The organism is Microbacterium sp. NPDC086615, from assembly GCF_040686055.1.
In the GTDB taxonomy this organism is placed as follows: domain Bacteria; phylum Actinomycetota; class Actinomycetes; order Actinomycetales; family Microbacteriaceae; genus Microbacterium.
Map to the genome: position 1 here is coordinate 1 of NZ_JBFBJJ010000010.1, position 17,015 is coordinate 17,015.

At 69.1% G+C, this 17,015-nt stretch carries 18 protein-coding genes; 6 read left to right on the forward strand and 12 right to left on the reverse strand.

Annotated features, from left to right (window positions below; genetic code table 11):
- Window positions 1-129: 129 nt before the first annotated feature.
- Entirely contained in the window at window positions 130-1,602 is a 1,473-nt protein-coding gene (locus AB0O24_RS11135; RefSeq protein ID WP_307382708.1) for a sugar transferase, read from the reverse strand.
- Between the two features lie 345 nt (window positions 1,603-1,947).
- Between AB0O24_RS11135 and AB0O24_RS11140 the strand changes: the two genes are divergently transcribed.
- The 3 genes from AB0O24_RS11140 (at window position 1,948) to AB0O24_RS11150 (ending at window position 3,533) form a co-directional block, all read left to right on the forward strand.
- Window positions 1,948-2,223 (forward strand): helix-turn-helix transcriptional regulator, encoded by a 276-nt coding sequence (locus AB0O24_RS11140; protein WP_275798433.1) that lies wholly within the window; start codon window positions 1,948-1,950, stop codon window positions 2,221-2,223.
- 83 nt (window positions 2,224-2,306) lie between these two features.
- A complete protein-coding gene (locus AB0O24_RS11145) occupies window positions 2,307-2,657 on the forward strand; it encodes a hypothetical protein (protein WP_275798431.1) in 351 nt (116 codons plus the stop codon).
- Window positions 2,658-2,876: 219 nt separating this feature from the next.
- Window positions 2,877-3,533: a hypothetical protein gene (locus AB0O24_RS11150; RefSeq protein WP_275798429.1), complete on the forward strand. Its 657-nt coding sequence runs from the start codon at window positions 2,877-2,879 to the stop codon at window positions 3,531-3,533.
- A gap of 22 nt (window positions 3,534-3,555) precedes the next feature.
- Here the strand turns inward: AB0O24_RS11150 and AB0O24_RS11155 are convergent, their stop codons facing one another.
- From AB0O24_RS11155 to AB0O24_RS11175, 5 genes are all read right to left on the reverse strand, one after another.
- Window positions 3,556-3,870: a VanZ family protein gene (locus AB0O24_RS11155; RefSeq protein ID WP_363374876.1), complete on the reverse strand. Its 315-nt coding sequence runs from the start codon at window positions 3,868-3,870 to the stop codon at window positions 3,556-3,558.
- A gap of 226 nt (window positions 3,871-4,096) precedes the next feature.
- Complete coding sequence (locus tag AB0O24_RS11160) at window positions 4,097-4,255, reverse strand: hypothetical protein (RefSeq protein ID WP_275798425.1); 159 nt, start codon at window positions 4,253-4,255, stop codon at window positions 4,097-4,099.
- Window positions 4,256-4,366: 111 nt separating this feature from the next.
- Window positions 4,367-6,361 (reverse strand): AarF/UbiB family protein, encoded by a 1,995-nt coding sequence (locus tag AB0O24_RS11165; RefSeq protein ID WP_275798423.1) that lies wholly within the window; start codon window positions 6,359-6,361, stop codon window positions 4,367-4,369.
- 339 nt (window positions 6,362-6,700) lie between these two features.
- Complete coding sequence (locus tag AB0O24_RS11170; RefSeq protein WP_363374878.1) at window positions 6,701-8,026, reverse strand: UDP-glucose/GDP-mannose dehydrogenase family protein; 1,326 nt, start codon at window positions 8,024-8,026, stop codon at window positions 6,701-6,703.
- 74 nt (window positions 8,027-8,100) lie between these two features.
- Window positions 8,101-9,660: a sugar transferase gene (locus AB0O24_RS11175; RefSeq protein ID WP_275796199.1), complete on the reverse strand. Its 1,560-nt coding sequence runs from the start codon at window positions 9,658-9,660 to the stop codon at window positions 8,101-8,103.
- A gap of 242 nt (window positions 9,661-9,902) precedes the next feature.
- On the opposite strand from AB0O24_RS11175, the gene AB0O24_RS11180 reads away from it, so the two are divergent.
- Window positions 9,903-10,982 carry a PIG-L family deacetylase gene (locus AB0O24_RS11180; protein WP_363374882.1) on the forward strand — a complete coding sequence of 360 codons (1,080 nt, stop codon included), beginning with the start codon at window positions 9,903-9,905 and terminating at the stop codon, window positions 10,980-10,982.
- A gap of 15 nt (window positions 10,983-10,997) precedes the next feature.
- Here AB0O24_RS11180 and AB0O24_RS11185 read toward each other — a convergent pair whose 3' ends face one another.
- On the reverse strand, window positions 10,998-11,279 hold the full coding sequence (locus AB0O24_RS11185; RefSeq protein ID WP_363374884.1) for a hypothetical protein: 282 nt from the start codon (window positions 11,277-11,279) through the stop codon (window positions 10,998-11,000).
- A 217-nt stretch (window positions 11,280-11,496) separates the two neighbouring features.
- Between AB0O24_RS11185 and AB0O24_RS11190 the strand changes: the two genes are divergently transcribed.
- On the forward strand, window positions 11,497-12,561 hold the full coding sequence (locus AB0O24_RS11190) for a PIG-L family deacetylase (protein WP_363374887.1): 1,065 nt from the start codon (window positions 11,497-11,499) through the stop codon (window positions 12,559-12,561).
- Between the two features lie 34 nt (window positions 12,562-12,595).
- On the opposite strand, the gene AB0O24_RS11195 is transcribed toward AB0O24_RS11190, so the two are convergent.
- The 5 genes from AB0O24_RS11195 to AB0O24_RS11215 form a co-directional block, all read right to left on the reverse strand.
- Entirely contained in the window at window positions 12,596-13,726 is a 1,131-nt protein-coding gene (locus tag AB0O24_RS11195; RefSeq protein ID WP_275796191.1) for a histidine kinase, read from the reverse strand.
- Window positions 13,723-14,370 carry a response regulator transcription factor gene (locus AB0O24_RS11200; protein WP_275796189.1) on the reverse strand — a complete coding sequence of 216 codons (648 nt, stop codon included), beginning with the start codon at window positions 14,368-14,370 and terminating at the stop codon, window positions 13,723-13,725. Before AB0O24_RS11200 ends, AB0O24_RS11195 begins: the two co-directional genes overlap by 4 nt.
- Window positions 14,371-14,446: 76 nt before the next feature.
- Entirely contained in the window at window positions 14,447-14,866 is a 420-nt protein-coding gene (locus AB0O24_RS11205) for an organic hydroperoxide resistance protein (protein WP_275796187.1), read from the reverse strand.
- A gap of 37 nt (window positions 14,867-14,903) precedes the next feature.
- Entirely contained in the window at window positions 14,904-15,383 is a 480-nt protein-coding gene (locus tag AB0O24_RS11210; protein WP_363374890.1) for a MarR family transcriptional regulator, read from the reverse strand.
- A 48-nt stretch (window positions 15,384-15,431) separates the two neighbouring features.
- Entirely contained in the window at window positions 15,432-15,920 is a 489-nt protein-coding gene (locus AB0O24_RS11215; RefSeq protein WP_363374893.1) for a hypothetical protein, read from the reverse strand.
- A 143-nt stretch (window positions 15,921-16,063) separates the two neighbouring features.
- Between AB0O24_RS11215 and AB0O24_RS11220 the strand changes: the two genes are divergently transcribed.
- Window positions 16,064-16,900 carry an alpha/beta hydrolase gene (locus tag AB0O24_RS11220; RefSeq protein WP_363374895.1) on the forward strand — a complete coding sequence of 279 codons (837 nt, stop codon included), beginning with the start codon at window positions 16,064-16,066 and terminating at the stop codon, window positions 16,898-16,900.
- Window positions 16,901-17,015 lie beyond the last annotated feature (115 nt).

The window sequence follows — 17,015 nt, forward strand, 5'->3', positions numbered from 1 at the left end:
CTCCCCTCCGCTATCCCGATCCCCGGCGGGGGGTGGGGCTTAGCGGCGCGGGCGCGGCTGTTCTACTCGCCCCGGGTTTTCGGGGGGGCGCCGATCCGATATCGGATCGGCGCCCCCTTCATGCTCTCGTCAGTGCGCCGTCGCCCCCGGAGCGACCACCGCCTTGAAGGTTCGCGCCAGGATGACGATGTCGCCGACGAGCGACCAGTTCTCGACGTAGAACAAATCGAGTCGGATGGCGTCGTCCCACGCGAGTGCCGACCGACCGCTCACTTGCCACAGTCCGCTCATCCCCGGTCGGACGATGAGGCGCCGGCGAGCGTCGTCGTCGTAGAACGCGACTTCCGCATCGCGCTGCGGGCGGGGCCCGACCAGGCTCATGTGACCGCGGAGGACGTTGAACAACTGGGGCAGTTCGTCGAGGGAGTACTTACGCAGCCACCGTCCGATCGGTGTCACGCGCGGGTCGTTCTCGACTTTGAACAGGGGCGTCCCGTCTCTTCCCTGTTCGATCAGCAGCTCACGCAGGCGCGCGTCGGCACCGTCGACCATCGAGCGGAACTTGAGCATTCCGAAGTGCGCTCCGCCTTGGCCGACCCGCTGCTGGCGGAAGAGGACGCGCCCGGGGCCCGACATCCGCACGAGGGCGGCCACGGTGAGCAGGACGGGTGAGAGGAGCAGGATCAACGTCGCCGAGCCGACGATGTCGAACGCGCGTTTCAGGACTCGTTGCGCGACGGAGTACTGAGGTGTCTCGATGTGTACGAGAGGAAGACCGGCGATCGGTCGCGTGTGGATGCGCGGTCCTGCCACGTCGACCAGATTGAGGGCGACGATGAGGTGCTCGCGTCCCGGCTCCAGGCCCCACCCGATCCGACGGATGTCCTGCGGTTCGAGATGTGCGCTGCCGGTGATCAGGACGCTGTCGGCGTCGAGATCCTGGAGCCGTTCGCGCAGGAGGCGTGACTGATCCCCGTCCCACCCGCCGTCGGTCGCGTCGTCGGTGAGGGTGTGAACGCCGACGACGACGAACCCGACCTCCGGTCGACGTCGGAGTTCGGCGGCGACGCGGGAGTTCTCCTGCTGCCCGCCCACCAGAATCACTCGCGTCGTCATCGCGCCGTGTCGTCGCCGGCGTACGAGCCATGACCGGCAGGCCGTTCGCATACCGACCAGGACGGCCGTCCCGACCGGCAGGCTGAGGAGGAAGTACCCGCGCGACAGGTCAATACCTCCCAAGTAGACCCCGATCGCGATCAGGCCGAACAGCTGTAGCGACGCCCCGATGATCAGTCGATGCTCGGCGATGCCGTGTCCGACAACCCGACGATGCCTGCTCCCGCTCAGCGCGAGTGCGATGAGCCACGCTGCGGAGAGGAGAACGGAAACGGCCGTGTAGCTCACGGGTAGTGCGCTGACCTCGATCGGATGAGGTCCGAGCCAGAGCAGCTGTGCCCCGAAGACCGCGGCCAGCACGACGGCCGTGTCGACGAGGACGAGGATCGTGGCGTACCGGCGCTCCCACGACGTTCCCGGAGCACGCCGTGGGAGCGAGGGTGACGCGGGAGGTGGTGAAGTCACGGTTGAGACGGCGAAGTTCATGAACGCTCCACTGACGGCGGCCGAGGGCCGAGAAGGGGCCGCCGCGGGGTCGGGAGGAATGCGGCGGGCCTCGGAACTGTGCCATTCGCCGGGCGCGGTCTCGATCGGCTCGAACGGGCCCGAGTCCGGGTGAAGTCGCCGGTGTCGACGGATTCCCGGGGCCGACCGCGCGAACTCTCGCGTCCTGCTCAGCCCGCCGACGGCGCTCGACACTGATCCCCTGAACGCTCACCCGACTCTCGGGATCCTTCACCCGCGCCTCGCGTGACGACCCGTCGAGGCTGATGGTCGCTACAACATGTAAACATGTTCATGTGCGCGTAGCCTGCGGATCAAGCTGGGGAGATGAACGATGCGCCGGACCCGTGGAACGACTTCGCCCAGGAACTGGGAAAGCGACTTCTTCGCGCCCGCGCGACGCGCGGACTCTCCCAAGAGCACGTCGCCCACGCGGCGGGCCTTGCCACCTTCACGTACCGCAAGCTCGAGAAAGGCGAGTCCAATCCGGGGACTCCCGCCAATCCCCGTCTGAGGACGCTCGTCGTGCTGGCGGAAGTGCTCGATCTGTCTCTGGATGAGCTGATTCCCGAGCGGCCAGGAGGGGTTGCGCCCGGGCGTTGACCTCGATGTCGGAGGGTCGTGGTTCACTTTGTGCGTGCCCACCGATGATCGGGTCGTCGCGCAGCGACGACTCAGCGAGAGAGGTGTCAGGCATGAACTCAATCCCCGCGGCGCATTCTCCGGGATCGGAGAAGTGCGCCTTCGTGTGGTGCACGACAGAGCATGGTCACACCGTCCACCCGGACGATGAGGTGCATCGAAGCGCCGGTACGGGCTTTCCGGCGCGCGTTCGGGAGGGGTTCGTCGGCGGTGGCACGGTGACCGACATCGAAGTGGGCCTCGTCCGCGGCCCCGACGACCGCGAAACGTGGGTCGCCCTCGAATTCGGAGCCGGACGCACCGTTGCGATCGACGCCGCGGCGGCGCGTGTTCTCGGCAGGCTTCTGCGTGAGGATCGCGATATCGCCGCGGCGCTTCGGAATGACGCGGGGTGAGGGGGCACAGGGCAGTCGCGTGGCGTCGGGAAGGGCGCCGCTGTCGCGCTTCGACGATGCGCGCGCGAAGCGGTCGACGACGGGATGGTCACGCGTCACGCCGCACTGATTTCACCCCAGAATTCGTCCTTCGTGGGGAGGACGGCGGTGGCGGTCCGCCGTGAGCAACCTGCGTTTGACTGGGGGAGCGTGGAGGCGCCACGCGGAAGGAGACCCTCGATGTCCTCGCCACGTTCCTTGCTCGCGCCGCACGTGATCGTCGTCTGCACGGCGAATGCGATCCGGTCGCCGTTCATCGAGAACCTCCTACGTCAGCGGCTCGCGGAGAAGGGGTCCGGCAGGGTCGACCTCGAGAGCGCGGGAACCGCGGCCCGATCGGGTCTCCGCGCTGAGGCGGGCGCACGCAGCCTCGCGCTGGCGAAGGGCTTTTCGCTCGAGGAGCATCGCACGCGGCTCTTGAATGAGCAGATGCTCCGCCCGGGAACCACGGTGCTGTGTGCGGAGCGCACACACCGGCGGGTGGTCCTGGGAATGCGGCCCGACCTGATGGCGACGGTCTTCACCGTTCGCGAGTTCGCGCGACTCGTCGGCGCGGCACGCTCGACGGACGCTCCGGCCACATGGCCGGCGCTGCTCTCCGCCGTCGCCCGCGTTCGCGCCGTGGAGCGTCACGTCGATCGAAGCGAAGACGACATCGTCGACCCGATCGGACAGGGACCCGCGGTGTGGGCCGACTTCGAGAGAAGCGCCACGAGTGCCGTTGATGCGATCGCCGAGGCCGCGTCTGATCTGCTCGGCTCGGGCGGGACAGGCCATGGCCCCGTTCGGCCGCTGACACGCAGAGAGTATCGAGAATCGACCCGTACCCCCGGCTGAGCGCCGGCGGATCGACGGAGCGTCACGCCGCGGGGCTCGCGCTCGTTGTGTCGGCGGAATCGGCGGTCGCCGTCGTCGTCAGTCGGCGTTTCGAACGTTCTCGCCGCTGCCACCTGACGAGCGCCGTTGCTGCGTACCCCAGAGCCGCGCCGAGGGTGTTGGCCGCTACATCGATGGCGCTGGACGTGCGGCCGGGCAGGAAGAGCCCTTGCGCGATCTCGATGAGCAACGACGTCACCCAAGCGAGTCCGATCGCGCTGAGAGGGCGCCGTGGGAGAACGCTGTTCAAGAGGCCGCCGAACGGGAGGAATAGAATCACGTTGAGCGTGGCATCCACTCCGAATGGGAAGAGGGACGGCGCGGATCAGATCAGTTCGGGATACCACCTGGCCGCCCAGGCATCCACATGCTCGGGCCAGAACACGATCGTCGCCAGGGCGATGAGGTAGGCTGCCGCGGTCGTCATGGCTGTTCGGCGGCGACGAGCGACCGCACGGGCAATGGGCATGCCTCACGGTAGGCCCGAAGCCCGAGCCCCTCCTTCGTGGAGGGAGCGGGTGAGATCAGAGTCGCGCGGCGGTGGTGCCGGCCGTTCGACCGGCCAGGGGCGGCACGCGGCCGTCCTCCGTCTCGGCGCGCGCCATCATGCGGCCGAGGCCGATGCCGGCGCCGAGTGAGATGACGATCCACGCGAGCAGGGCGACCAGGAATGTGACGACCATGGGACTTCTCCTTTGGAGTCCGGGTGGTGCAACGACGAGGTGACTGCTGCTCACAGTAGCGGCGCCCGGTGTCCTGTGGGCGCATCGGCGCGACGAAAGATCGTCGATTCTTCAGCCGCGCCCGCCGAATGTCCGTCGCACGATGCGGAGCAGCCCGAGGAAGCCGAACAACCCGATCACGGCGCCGAGGACCGCGAAGAGGGTCACGGATCCGCCGAGGACCGGACCTCCGCCGGAAATGATGAGGACGACGGCGATCACCACCGCCGCGATGGAAACCAGAGTCGATGCGGCCTCGGCCGTGACCCGGTTCAGGATGCCGCCGGCATCCTTCCCCTCCTCGGAGCGGAGGGTGACGCCGATCGAGCCCTTCTCGATTCCCGTGAGGAGAGCCTCGAGGCGCCGAGGCATGCGCTGGATGCGCGCCATCGAGATCACGGTCGCAGCTTGGAGGTCCGTCGCCAGTCGCGTCACGGACAGGGTTCGCCGCAGCAGCGTCGGCATCAGCGGCAACGCGCGCCCCACCATGTCGAAGTCATCGACGATCACGCGCAGGCACCCCTCGAGGGTCGCGAAGCTGCGAAAGGCCGACGCGAGTTCGCCGGGCAGGGCGATGCGATGCTGACGGATGACGTCGACCATGCGCGTGAAGATCGACCCCTGGCCGCCCGTTCGCAGGTGTTCGGTTGTGAGCACGATTCCCACGTCGTGCCGGAATGCTTCGAGATCGACGTCGTCGGGGGCGTCGACGATGAGGAGCAGAGCATCGGTCGCCGCCACGTCGTTCTCGCTCAGCGCGGCCAGGAGCAGGGCCGTCATGTGCTCGCGTCGGCTGCGTTCGATGATCCCCACCGCGCCGAAGTCGATGAGTCCGAGGGTGCCGTCGCCCTTCAGGAGGACGTTGCCCGGGTGGAGGTCGGCGTGGAACACGCCGTACACGAGGATCTGCTCGATGACCGTGGACATGAGCACCTGGGCGAGCCGATCCCGTTGCTCCGGTCCCAGCGTCGCGAGAGCCTCGGCGGAATCACTCAACGCGGCGCCGTCGACCAGGTCCATCGTCAGAACCCGCGGCCCGCTCGCGTCGGGAAAGACCCGTGGCACCGAGACGAGACCCCGGCGATCGGGCTCCGCCTTGTCGATGCGCTCGAGGGTGGAACGGATCATGTCGGTGTTGCGCGCCTCGATGCGATAGTCGAGCTCCTCCAGGAGCGTCGCGGTGAAGCCCCGCGCGACCGACGCGATGTGAAGGTCTTTCCCCACCCGCGTGCGGACCTCGGCGCGATGCGCGAGTCTCCCGATGATGTCGGCATCCGCTTCCACCTGCGCACGCGCGGCGGGACGTTGCACTTTCACCACCACTTCCGTCCCGTCGAGCAGCCGTGCTCGGTGGACCTGAGCCACCGAGGCGGCCGCGAGCGGCGCACGATCGACTTCGGCGTAGACCTCGTCGATCGAGGTGCCGAGGTCGGTCTCGATCACCTCGCGCACCGTCTCCCAGGGCAGGGTCGTCGCCTTGGTCTGCAGGGTCGACAGTGCGCTGAGGTACGGCTCGGGGATGAGGTCGCGGCGAGTCGAGAGCACCTGACCGAGCTTGACGAAGCTGACGCCGGCGTCGTTGATGGTCGCGACGATCGCGTTGGCGCGCTCCTCCGCGGTGCTCAGCTCCTGTTCCACTCGTGCGTGACCGCCGTGGAACAGCCAGCCCACGCCGTGTCGGGAAGCGATCGCCAGGATCTCGAGATAGCGCCGCGTGCGCTTGCGTTGCCGCAGTGCGGCCCGGACGAGATCGACGGGGTTGGGAAGGGGACGTGTGGGGAAGATCGCTTCGCTCGCCACCAGTGCCGCCACGCCGATCGCGAAGGCCCAGGCGATGGCGAGGGCGATCAGGGCGAGCCACAGACCGACGTTTCCCGAGGCGTCCGGAGATGTGCCCGTCTGCCGGAGGGTCCATTCCGCGAAGGGGACGCCGACGAAGAAGACGAGCAGCCCGACGACGATGCTTCGCGGCCACCCGACGGCGGTTCCGAGGATGCGGCGGGCGACGAACCCCACGAGCACCGCCGAGACGACGGCGGCGACGGAGATGAGGAGGCTGACGACCACGGGGTCAGCGTAGCGGCAGCATCACGAGATGCGGATATGTCCGCAGTGCGCGCAGGACCAGTGCGCGAGGCGACCGGAACAGGTCTCGACCATGGCCGTGAGGCAGGACGGGCATCGAGGAGCGAATCCCCGGTCGCTGTCGTCGTCTGACGACGCCGACGGAACGGAGAGGCGAAGTGTCGGGAGCATGCGTGTCCTTTGTGGCGGGTATGCATTCTTACATGCGCATGCAGGGGGAGGAGTGTTGTCCACAGGATTCGTCCGTGGCCCGCGACAGGAGCCCCGAGGAGACGCCGAACGCCCCGGCCGAGGCCGAGGCGTTCGACGGGAGCGCTGAGATCAGGGGCGACCCATGCCGTGGTACGTCCAGCCCGCAGCCCGCCAGGCGGACGCGTCGAGGCAGTTGCGACCGTCGATCACGATGTGTCCCCGCGTGAGCGTGGCCGCGTGCGCCGGATCGAGCTGGTGACGGTACTCGTCCCATTCGGTGACGACGATGACGGCATCCGCGTCCTGAAGTGCCGCGTCGCGGTCGTGCACGTAGGTCAGCTGCGGGTGGATGCGCTGCGCGTTCTCGATGGCCGCGGGGTCGGTCAGAGTGACATCGGCGCCCAGACCGTGCAGGCGAACCGCGACGTCGAGGGCGGGGGAGTCCCGGATGTCGTCGCTGTGCGGCTTGAACGCGGCGCCGAGCACGGTGACCTTCTTCTGGTAGACCGAGCCGCCCAGTGCCTCGCTCGTCAGTTCGACCGCACGGTCGCGTCGACGCAGGTTGATGGCGTCGATCTCGCGCAGGAAGGCGACGGACTCGCCGCGGCCGAGTTCTTCGGCGCGCGCCGAGAAAGCACGGATGTCCTTCGGCAGGCAGCCGCCACCGAAACCGATGCCGGCCCCGAGGAAGCGGCGGCCAATACGGGCGTCGTGCCCGATCGCGTCGGCAAGGGTCGTCACGTCGGCACCGGTCACCTCGGCGATCTCGGCGATGGCGTTGATGAAGCTGATCTTCGTCGCCAGGAAGGCGTTGGCGGAGACCTTCACGAGCTCGGCGGTGGCGTAGTCCGTGACGATGAACGGCGTGCCCTTCGCGATCGAGGGGTGATAGACCTCGCGGAGGATCTGCGCGGCTCGCTCGCCCTCCGCGGTCGCGACGCCCTCTGAGAACGGGACGCCGGCCACCAGGCGGTCGGGGTCGATCGTGTCCTGAACGGCCCATCCCTCCCGGAGGAACTCCGGGTTCCACACCAGGGTCGCGCCCGTCTCGGTCACCCGCGGGGCGAGCGTCGCAGCGGTGCCGACCGGCACGGTCGACTTTCCGGCCACGAGATCGCCCTCGGACAGGTAGGGAAGCAGTCCGTCGACCGCGGCGTTCACGTAGGTGAGGTCGGCCGCGTACCCACCCGCCTGCTGCGGAGTGCCCACGCCGATGAAGTGCACCTTGGCCCCCTGCGCGGCGGACATGTCCGTCGTGAAGGAGAGTCGGCCCGACGCGATGCCTTCGGTCAGGATCTCTTGCAGCCCGGGCTCGAAGAAGGGCGCCTCGCCCTTGCTCAGCGCGGCGATCTTGCGCTCGTCGACATCGATGCCCACGACCTCATGGCCGATGGATGCCATCGCCGCCGCGTGCACCGCACCCAGGTAACCGCACCCCACTACAGACAAACGCACGATGAAAGCCTTTCAGATTCTTGTCGACGCGACGCGGAGGCATCCTGTCGCGGACCCGCGGACACGCGGGGATTTCACGCGGCGGTATCGCCCGGCGCCAGGGCGGCGCGAGCGGTCTTGCCGAGAATGACGAAGTCGCCGAGGAGCGTCCAGTTCTCAACGTACGACAGGTCGAGACGGACGGACTCTTCCCAGGAGAGCGACGAGCGGCCGCTGACCTGCCAGAGCCCGGTGATCCCGGGCTTCGCAAGGAAGCGACGGTGTACGTGGTCCGCGTACTGGGCCACCTCGGACGGCAGCGGCGGTCGGGGGCCCACCAGCGACATCGAGCCGCCGATCACGTTGAACAGCTGGGGCAGCTCATCGAGGCTGAACTTGCGCATCACCCGGCCGATCGGCGTCACGCGGGGGTCGTTCTTCATCTTGAACAGGACCTCGTTGCCGGAGTCGCGTTGTTGCGCGGCGAGATCGTGCAGAAGGTCCTCGGCGTTGACGACCATCGAGCGGAACTTGATCATCGTGAACTCGTTGCCGTGATACCCGACGCGCGTCTGGCGGAAGAACACCGGCCCTGTGCTGGAGAGGCGCACGGCAATGGCGAGGAAGGCGAGGACCGGGCTGAGCAGGATGACGCCCGTCACGCTCGCGACCAGGTCGACGGTCCGCTTGAGGAACACCTGCCCGCGCGAGAAGCGCGGGGTCTCCACGTGGATGAGGGGGAGACCCGCGACCGGTCGGGTGTGCAGGCGCGGACCGGCGATGTCGATGATGCTGGGGGCCAGCACGAGGTGCTGACGCCCGGCTTCCAGACTCCACGAGATCTGCTTCACCTTGTCGGCGGGGAGCTCGTCGGCGCTCGTGACGGCGACGGTATCGGCGCCCGTGACGGACAGAGCCCGTCCGATGTCACCGACGTGACCCATGACGGGGATGGTCGTCCCGGGGATCACGTCGGCGATCTTCCCGTTGGGCACGCACGCCCCGACGACGCGGTAACCGGCACTCGGGGTGCGCGCGAACTCGCGCGCCAGCTGGGTGACGGACGTCAACGATCCGACCAGGAGCACGTTGGCGGAGTACTTGCCCTGCGACCGCTGCACGATGAGCCACTGGCGCCAGAGCCACCGCGTGAAGATGAGGACGGCGATCCCGGCGGGGAGCGAGATGAGCAGGTAACCGCGAGCGACGTCGATCTGCGTCAGGAAGGCGAGGATCGCGACGGCGCCGAACACACGGAAGCTCGAGTCGATGATCCGCACGTATTCCTGGGAGCCGGTGCCGATGACGCGGTCGCTGCGCGAGTCGACGAACGACAACGCCCACATCCAGGCGACGATCAGGATCGCGGAGAAGATCCAGTACGACAGGTCGGTGATGCGACCGTCCTTGTTGGCGGCGACGGCGACGTTGCCGGTACCGAACCAGATCAGCTGGGTTCCGTAGACGACCCAGACCAGCGCGGCGAGGTCGGTGAGGAAGAGATTGCGGCGATAGCGCAGGCGCCAGCGATCTCGCGGGTGTGCGGCCACGGTCGTCGGCGCCGGGGCAACAGGGATCTGCTCATCGGCGTCGGCGATGCCGCCGTAGCTGTCCTGCGACGCCGATGTCGCGTCGACTCTCAGGTCAGACGTCACAGTGCTTAGGCCTTTCCCCCAGGGTGCCTGAAAATTCACTTTCTCCCCGCTGAACGATAACAGGCGGATCTCACCCAGTGAATCACCCTCGGGTGAATGCGATGTTTCGGGGACACGCGCGATCCGGTCACTTTCCGCCCGTGCGGGAGGCGTCCCGCGGCGCCGGGAAGCGGTGTCGTTACACTCGGGCGACGGATGATCGCCGGCCCTCGACCGATGCGCCGCGGCCGAAAGGACCATCGATGACGCGCACGCGAACGCGCTCCGCTCGCGCGAGAAGACGCCGCCGCGCCGCCCTCCTCGTCGCGGTCGCCGCGGTCGTCGCCGTCGCGGCGGCCGCCATCGCCGTGCCGATCGTGCTCGATCGCTTCGCATCTCCCGCCCCCGCGGCGGTCTCGACGCCCTCCTCTCGGGCCGAGTCGCCGCGCCCGACTGATTCTCCGACCCCGACTCCGACCCCGCCCCCTACCCCGACCCCGACCCCGACGTCGCCGGTCGCCCAGCCCTGTGTCGGTGAGGACACCCTTCTCACGATCTGGGCGCACCCGGATGACGACATCATCTTCGCCAACCCGACGATCTCCGAGGCGATCGCGGCGGGCGACTGCGTCCGCACGGTCTTCGTCACCGCGGGCGACGCCGGCCGTGGCATGGATTACACCCGATCGCGAGAGCTCGGCATCCTGCGCGCCTACAACGTGATGCGAGGAGAAGAGGGGCTCTGGGACGAGACCGAGATCACCCTGGACGCGGGAATGCGCGTCGATCGTCTGACGCCGCAGGGGGACCCCCGTGTGTCCGTCCTCTTCGTCCGTCTTCCCGACGGCAACATCACCGACGGAGGGTTCGCGGCGACCGGGTACGCGACGCTGAGCAAACTGCTTGACGGGTCGATCGCCTCGCTCGCTCCCATCGACGGCGGCCCCGCGCTGAGCAGCGCTCAGCTCACCGCGAGTCTCGCGGAGCTCGCCGAGGCGTTCCACCCCTCCCAGACGCTGACCCACATTCCGCGGGGGAGCGCGTTCGCGCCCGGCGATCATCCTGACCACTCGGTCGTCGGCACACTCGTGCGCGACGCGATCGGACCGATCGCGGATGCCGGCCCGGGGCTGCGCTACTTCGTCGGCTACCCGTCGGAAAACCTGCCCCGCAACATCGAGGGGGCGGCCCTCGACGCCAAGGTGGAGATCTACCGGGTCTATAGCCAACAGGACGACGTCATCCGGTGCGCCGACCGCGATGGGTGCCTCAAGACGCGCAAGTTCGGCGAGTGGCTCCGGCGGTCCTATCCCAAGACCGAGGCCGAACTGCAGATGCCCTGAGTCGGCCGGTACGGCTCAGTCCCGGATGCGGAGCAGAGACACCGCGACCTCGTGGCATCCGTCCGGCGTGGGCAGGCCGTAGTCGATCTCGACCACCGAACGCAGGTCGGCCGCGAGCTCTTCGGCGGTGGGCTCGGATGCCAGGGCCTCGAGGATCGGCACGATGAGGTCGTCGTACTCGTCGTCGGGCCACCCGTCGCCGATGTCGCGGACCCCGATCGGGTCCCACTCCCAGAGGACGGCGCGTACGCGCAGAGCAGCCGGCGACAGCGACCGCGGCGGTGAGGACGTCTGCATGGGGCGAGTGTGGCCGCGCTCCCTCGGTTTCGGCTGAGCGTTGTCGATGGACCGGATGAGTCGCCGTAGGTGCTCAACCCCGCCGAGTGGGGGAACTCTCGGGCGCTGACAGGGATACCCGGGGTCGCCGCGATAGCGTCGAGACGGAAGACGAAGAACCGAACCGGGGGTCACGCGGCCCGACCGGCGCGGTGCAGGAGAAGAGGACGGAACCGCCGTGCGCACTGACGACGATCCCTCGCCCGACACGGCACCCGACGATTCCGCTGTCGATCGCGCGCGCCGCGCCCGGTTGACCCGGCGCGGACTGCTCATCGGTGGGATCGCGGTCGTCGGACTCGGGGCGGGTGCGCTGGTCTACCGCAACGTCCGACGGAGTTCCGGCCCTGTCGGCACCTGGGTCTCGCTCGCGCCGATCCTGCCGGCATCCCTCCCCTCCCCGTTGCCGCCCTCTCCGGCCGCGCAGGCTGCCGGCACCGACACCGCGATGGCGATCTGGGCCCACGCGGACGACGACATCATCTTCGCCAACCCGGCGCTGTCGGAGGAGATCGCCTCGGGGCGTACCGTTCGTGCCGTGTTCGTCACAGCGGGTGACGCGGGCAAGGGCCTCGAGTACGCGGAACAGCGGGAGGCCGGTATCCGCGCCGCGTACGACGAGATGCGCGGCAGCACCGCGCCGTGGCAGGAGGAGAAGCTCACGCTGCTTTCGGGCGCACAGGTCATGCGGTTCACCCCCTCGGACGAGCCGCGCCTCTCACTCACGATGATGCGGCTGCCGGATGGAGGTCTGGATGCCGAGGGCTTCGTCGCGACGGGCAACGTGTGCCTGACGCGGCTCATCAACGGTTCCGCGGCGACGCTGACATCGGTGGACGGCTCGACCGTCTACGACCGCGCGCGCCTATCGGCGACGATCGTCGAGCTCCTGGCTGCGGCGCAGCCGACCCACGTGACCACAAACATCCCTCACGAGAGCGCTTTCGCGCGCGGCGATCACCCCGATCACTCGGCGGTGGGTTCGCTCGTGCGAGCCCTCGCGCCGCAGGCGGGCATCGGACCGGAGGCGATGTCCTATTACATCGGGTACCCCTCGCAGGACGAGCCCGCCAACGTCGACGGCGCGGTGCTCGACACGAAGGTGCGGATCTACGAGACGTACGCCGCGGACGACCCCGTCGTGACCTGCGCCGATGCCTCGGCATGCCTCTCGCAGCCGGGGTTCGGGGCGTGGTTGCGCCGCTCGTACCCGAAGGGCGAGTCCGAGCTCCGCGTGAGCTGAGGGCCCCCGGCCGTGGTCGGCGGCGGCAGCGGTGTCAGTGCTCGCTGTCACGCCGGGGGATCGTGACGCGCAGTCGATAGCCTCCGCCGCTGCGCGCCGCGGCGTCGAGGTGGCCGCCGAGCAGCTCGGCGCGCTCGCGAAGACCGAGCAGGCCCGTCCCGCTCGAGGGGAGGTGGATACCGTGCTCGGTCGCGGCGTCGTTCTCGATGACGACGTCGATCGCGGCGGTGTCCGCGGTCGCGGTGACCTGGACGCGCGCTCCGGGCGCGTGCTTGCGGGCGTTCGTCAGGCCTTCCTGGACGGTGCGGTAGACCGCGCGTTGGAGGGGAGGAGCGAGATCGGCGGGGAGAGAGATGTCCAGCTCCGCCTCGAGGCCGCTCTCGCGCACGAGTCGGGGGAGGTCGTCGACCGTGGGCTGCGGTTCGGCGGAATCGGTGCGCGCTCCGTCGGCGCGCAGGACCCCCACCATCTGGCGGAGCTCATCGAGCGTCCGGACCGCGAGGGAGCGGATGACCCCGGCGATCCGTCGCGACTCGGGATCGGGAGACGAGACCTGGAGGGCCCCGGCCTGGACGGCGACGAGGCTGACCTGATGAGAGACGACGTCGTGCATCTCGCGTGAGATGCGGACGCGCTCGCGCCGGAGGACGTCCTCCCTCTCTCTCTCGCGCCCCGCCTCGCGCGCGAGCGACAACTCTGCGACACGGTCGGAGAGTTCGCGGTGCGTGCGGACGAGGGCGCCGAGGGCGATGGGCGTCGCGGCGTACATCAGGGCGTAGAGCAAGGCGGGCGCGAGGAAGTCCATCTCGGGCAGCTGCCAGTCGGGCAGGAGGAAGCAGCCGAAGGTCACCGCTCCCGCAGCGACCAGGAGAGGGATGCGACGGGTCCGCACCGCGACCGAGTACAGCGCGATCGGGGCGGCGATCGTCATGGAATCCACGACGAGGCCGGGAAGCACGAGTGCGAACGACACCCAGGGCAGGCGGCGGCGCACGAGGAGCCCCGCCACCGCGACGAGAGCGAGAGCGGTCTCGATCGTCGACCACGAGGGAATCGAGACGGCGACGTCGATGAAGGCCGCCGCGGCGAGCGTGAGGTCGACGACGACGGCGAAGCCGCGCGTTCCGCTGAGTCGTTCGACGGCCCGCGGGACGAAGCGCGTCATGCGCGGCGCCGACGGGGGCGTGCCCGCTCCGAGATGAGAGCCGCTTCGAGCCGCGTCGACACGGACAGCTTCGACAGGATCGCGCTGACATGGTCCTTCACGGTCGCGCCGCTGAGGTGCAGTCTTCGGCCGATCTCGGCGTTGGATTCACCCGTGGGGAGGCAGGCCAGGACGTCGCGCTCGCGATCCGTCAGGAGGGCGATCCGCCGCACGGCGTCGTGGTCGGGTGCGCCGGTGTAGCCGTCGACCAGGGTGCGCGAGACCTGCGGTGACAGCACCACTCCGCCGGCGGCGAGTGTGCGCACCATGGCCGCGAGGTTCTCCGGCGCGGTGTCTTTGACGAGGAACCCCGCCGCACCGTCGTACAGTGCGCGAGCGATGTACTCGTCCGTGTCGAAGGTCGTCAGGATGCCGATGACCGGGCGGTGGGCGTCGTGTCGCAGGTCGCCCAGGATGTCGAGGCCGCTGCGTTCCGGCATTCGGATGTCGAGGAGGACGACGTCCGGGCGTTCGCGGCGGATGGTGTCGACGGCGACGTCTCCGTCTACGGCCGCGACGACCCGGATGTCGGGCGCAGCGCCCAGGATCAACTCGAAACCGGAGCGTACGAGGGCTTCATCATCGACGACTACGACCCGGATCACGACTCACACCCTACGACGCCCGCCGGGCGACGCGAAGGGCGGGGGCGTTGGTGACGAGCGCCCCCGCCCGTGGTCATCAGTCGTCCGAGACGGTGACGGTGACGTCGATATTGCCGCGCGTGGCGTTGGAGTACGGGCACACCTGGTGTGCCGCGTCGGCGAGCTGCTGAGCGAGTTCGTGCTCGATGCCGGGCAGAACGACCTCGAGGAGCACGGCGAGCTGGTAGCCGCCCTGGCCGTTGGGCCCGATCTGCACGCGGCCGCCGACCGAGGAGTCCTCGATCGTGACCTTCTGTGCGCGCGCGACGGAGTGCAGCGCGCTGTGGAAGCAGGCCGCGTAACCCGCGGCGAAGAGCTGCTCGGGGTTGGTGCCCTGGCCGGATCCGCCGAGCTCCTTGGGCGGTGCGACCTCGAGGTCGATGTACTCGCCGGCCGAGACGTGGCCGAGGCGGCCCTGACCGGTGGACAGCGCTTCTGCGGTGTAGAGAACGTCCATGAGTGTGTTCCTTTCTGGGGACGGGGTGTCGGGCGGTTCAGGAGGCGTCGCGCGTCGCGCGTTCGGCGGCGACGGCGTCATCCGGGTGGTCGCGCAGGTCGCGCATCGCGGCCGTCAGCTGGTGCAGTGCATCGATGAGGTCTCGAGCGCTGTCGGCGTCGGGGAGTCCCGAGCCCTGCGCGATGCACCGCGGCACGTGCGCGAGTTCGGTGCGCAGCTCGTGACCTCTCGGGGTGAGGGAGACGGTGACCACGCGCTCGTCGCGGCCGTCGCGCGTTCGCGTCACGTACCCGGCGGTCTGCAGGCGCGCGAGCATCGGCGACAGTGTTCCCGAGTCGAGCTGGAGCGCGTCGCCCAGGCTGCTCACGGTCTGGTCGCCGTCGTTCCAGAGGGTCACGAGCGCGATGTACTGCGGATACGTGAGGTTCCAGGGCTCGAGCAGAGCGCGGTAGGCCTGGGTCGTCGTGCGGTTCGCGGCGTAAAGCGCGAAGCAGACGAGGGCATCGACAGCGGGCATGCGATAAGGGTTGCACACAATTTAATTGTGCACAACTTAACCTACTCGTCACGGGGCGGACGGCACGACGCTCCCGTCCGCGAGCGAGATGGTGACGTCCGCACCCGTGTCGAAGGACACCCGCCATACCGAGCCGCCCTCGGCGCGTTCGATCCCGACCTCTTCGACGCTGCCGTCGCCGTGGGCCGCGACGGCGGTCCGCACGGCATCCGCCATCGTCGTCCCCGCGCTCTCGAGCGCGGCGCGATCCTCGGCGTCGAGGGTGTCCGCCTCGCCCCGCGAGAGCACCTGCCCTCCGTCCGCGCTGATCCGCAGATCCTCGGCTCGCCCGCTCATGGCCACGCGGACCTCCCACGAGCCGTCGTCCTCGCGCTCGAGATCGACGGCGCGCCCGCCGCTGTCCGACTCCGCGCGCACGACGGCCGCGACGACCGTCTCCGAGGTGCCCGCGCCCGTCGTGGAGGGGGCGCAGCCCGTCAGTGCCAGGGCGAGAGGCGCGGCCGTGAGGATCGCGAACGGGAGACGAAGAGAAGTCATGCCGGGAGGCTAGTGACAGGCTCGCCGCGCACGCCCGGCGTTGCGCTCGGGACGACGTTCGTGTTCATGCGCGGAGGTATCAACTCGTCGGCATGACGTCAACCGTCCCCGTCCGTCCAGATTCGAGTCGAACGATGGTCGGCATGAGCGAGATCACTGCACACCACGGACTCTTGACCGACATCGACCTCCACGTCGACGACACCGGCGGCACGGGTCGTCCCGTCGTCCTCATCCACGGCTGGCCCCTCTCGGGGGAGTCCTGGGCCCACCAGGTTCCGGCGCTCGAGGAGGCCGGCTACCGCGTCGTCACCTACGACCGCCGCGGCTTCGGTCGCAGCGACAAGCCCCGCACGGGATACGACTACGACACGTTCGCAGACGACCTCGAAGCGGTTCTGACCGCCCTGGATCTGCGCGACGCGACTCTCGTCGGTTTCTCGATGGGAGGTGGCGAGGTCGCCCGCTACCTCACGCGGCACGGCGCCGACCGCGTGCGCAGCGTCGTCTTCGCCGCGGCGGTGCCGCCGTATCTCGCGAAGACCGACGACAACCCCGAGGGTCCGCTCGACGACGAGACCGCCGACGGCATGAAGCAGGGCCTGAAGGACGACGAGAAGGCGTTCTACCACCAGTTCACGACCGACTTCTTCTCGGTCGACGGCACGCTCGTCGTCTCCGAGGCGGACCGCGCCGAGGCGGAGCGGCTCGCGAACCAGGCCGACCACCATGCGGCGCTGAAGGCGATGGAGGCGTTCGCGACAACCGACTTCCGCGAGGACCTGCCTAACGTCACCGTCCCGACGCTCGTCATCCACGGCGACAGTGACGCGACGGTTCCCTTCGAAGGGTCGGGTGCGCGCACGCACGCCGCGATCGCGGGCAGCGAGCTGCACGTCGTCGCCGGTGCTCCGCACGGCGTCAATGTCAGCCACGTCGACGAGTTCAACCGCGTGCTCATCGGCTTCCTGCAGCGCTGATCTCCTGCGCGGCCGGATGCGCGCCCGGCCGCGCAGGTGAATCCCTCACCTTCATCGGGTGACGCGGTGGGCGGGCACGACGCGAGACGCCCCGGCGGTGTCGGACGTTCCCGGG

Bases quoted from the DNA above. Each gene is read 5' to 3' on its own strand.
- AB0O24_RS11185 (WP_363374884.1), bottom strand. From the start codon at position 11,279: ATGCAGACGTCCTCACCGCCGCGGTCGCTGTCGCCGGCTGCTCTGCGC.
- AB0O24_RS11210 (WP_363374890.1), bottom strand. From the start codon at position 15,383: ATGCCCGCTGTCGATGCCCTCGTCTGCTTCGCGCTTTACGCCGCGAAC.
- AB0O24_RS11205 (WP_275796187.1), bottom strand. From the start codon at position 14,866: ATGGACGTTCTCTACACCGCAGAAGCGCTGTCCACCGGTCAGGGCCGC.
- AB0O24_RS11150 (WP_275798429.1), top strand. From the start codon at position 2,877: ATGTCCTCGCCACGTTCCTTGCTCGCGCCGCACGTGATCGTCGTCTGC.
- AB0O24_RS11180 (WP_363374882.1), top strand. From the start codon at position 9,903: ATGACGCGCACGCGAACGCGCTCCGCTCGCGCGAGAAGACGCCGCCGC.
- AB0O24_RS11195 (WP_275796191.1), bottom strand. From the start codon at position 13,726: ATGACGCGCTTCGTCCCGCGGGCCGTCGAACGACTCAGCGGAACGCGC.
- AB0O24_RS11135 (WP_307382708.1), bottom strand. From the start codon at position 1,602: ATGAACTTCGCCGTCTCAACCGTGACTTCACCACCTCCCGCGTCACCC.
- AB0O24_RS11220 (WP_363374895.1), top strand. From the start codon at position 16,064: ATGAGCGAGATCACTGCACACCACGGACTCTTGACCGACATCGACCTC.
- AB0O24_RS11140 (WP_275798433.1), top strand. From the start codon at position 1,948: ATGAACGATGCGCCGGACCCGTGGAACGACTTCGCCCAGGAACTGGGA.
- AB0O24_RS11160 (WP_275798425.1), bottom strand. From the start codon at position 4,255: ATGGTCGTCACATTCCTGGTCGCCCTGCTCGCGTGGATCGTCATCTCA.
- AB0O24_RS11215 (WP_363374893.1), bottom strand. From the start codon at position 15,920: ATGACTTCTCTTCGTCTCCCGTTCGCGATCCTCACGGCCGCGCCTCTC.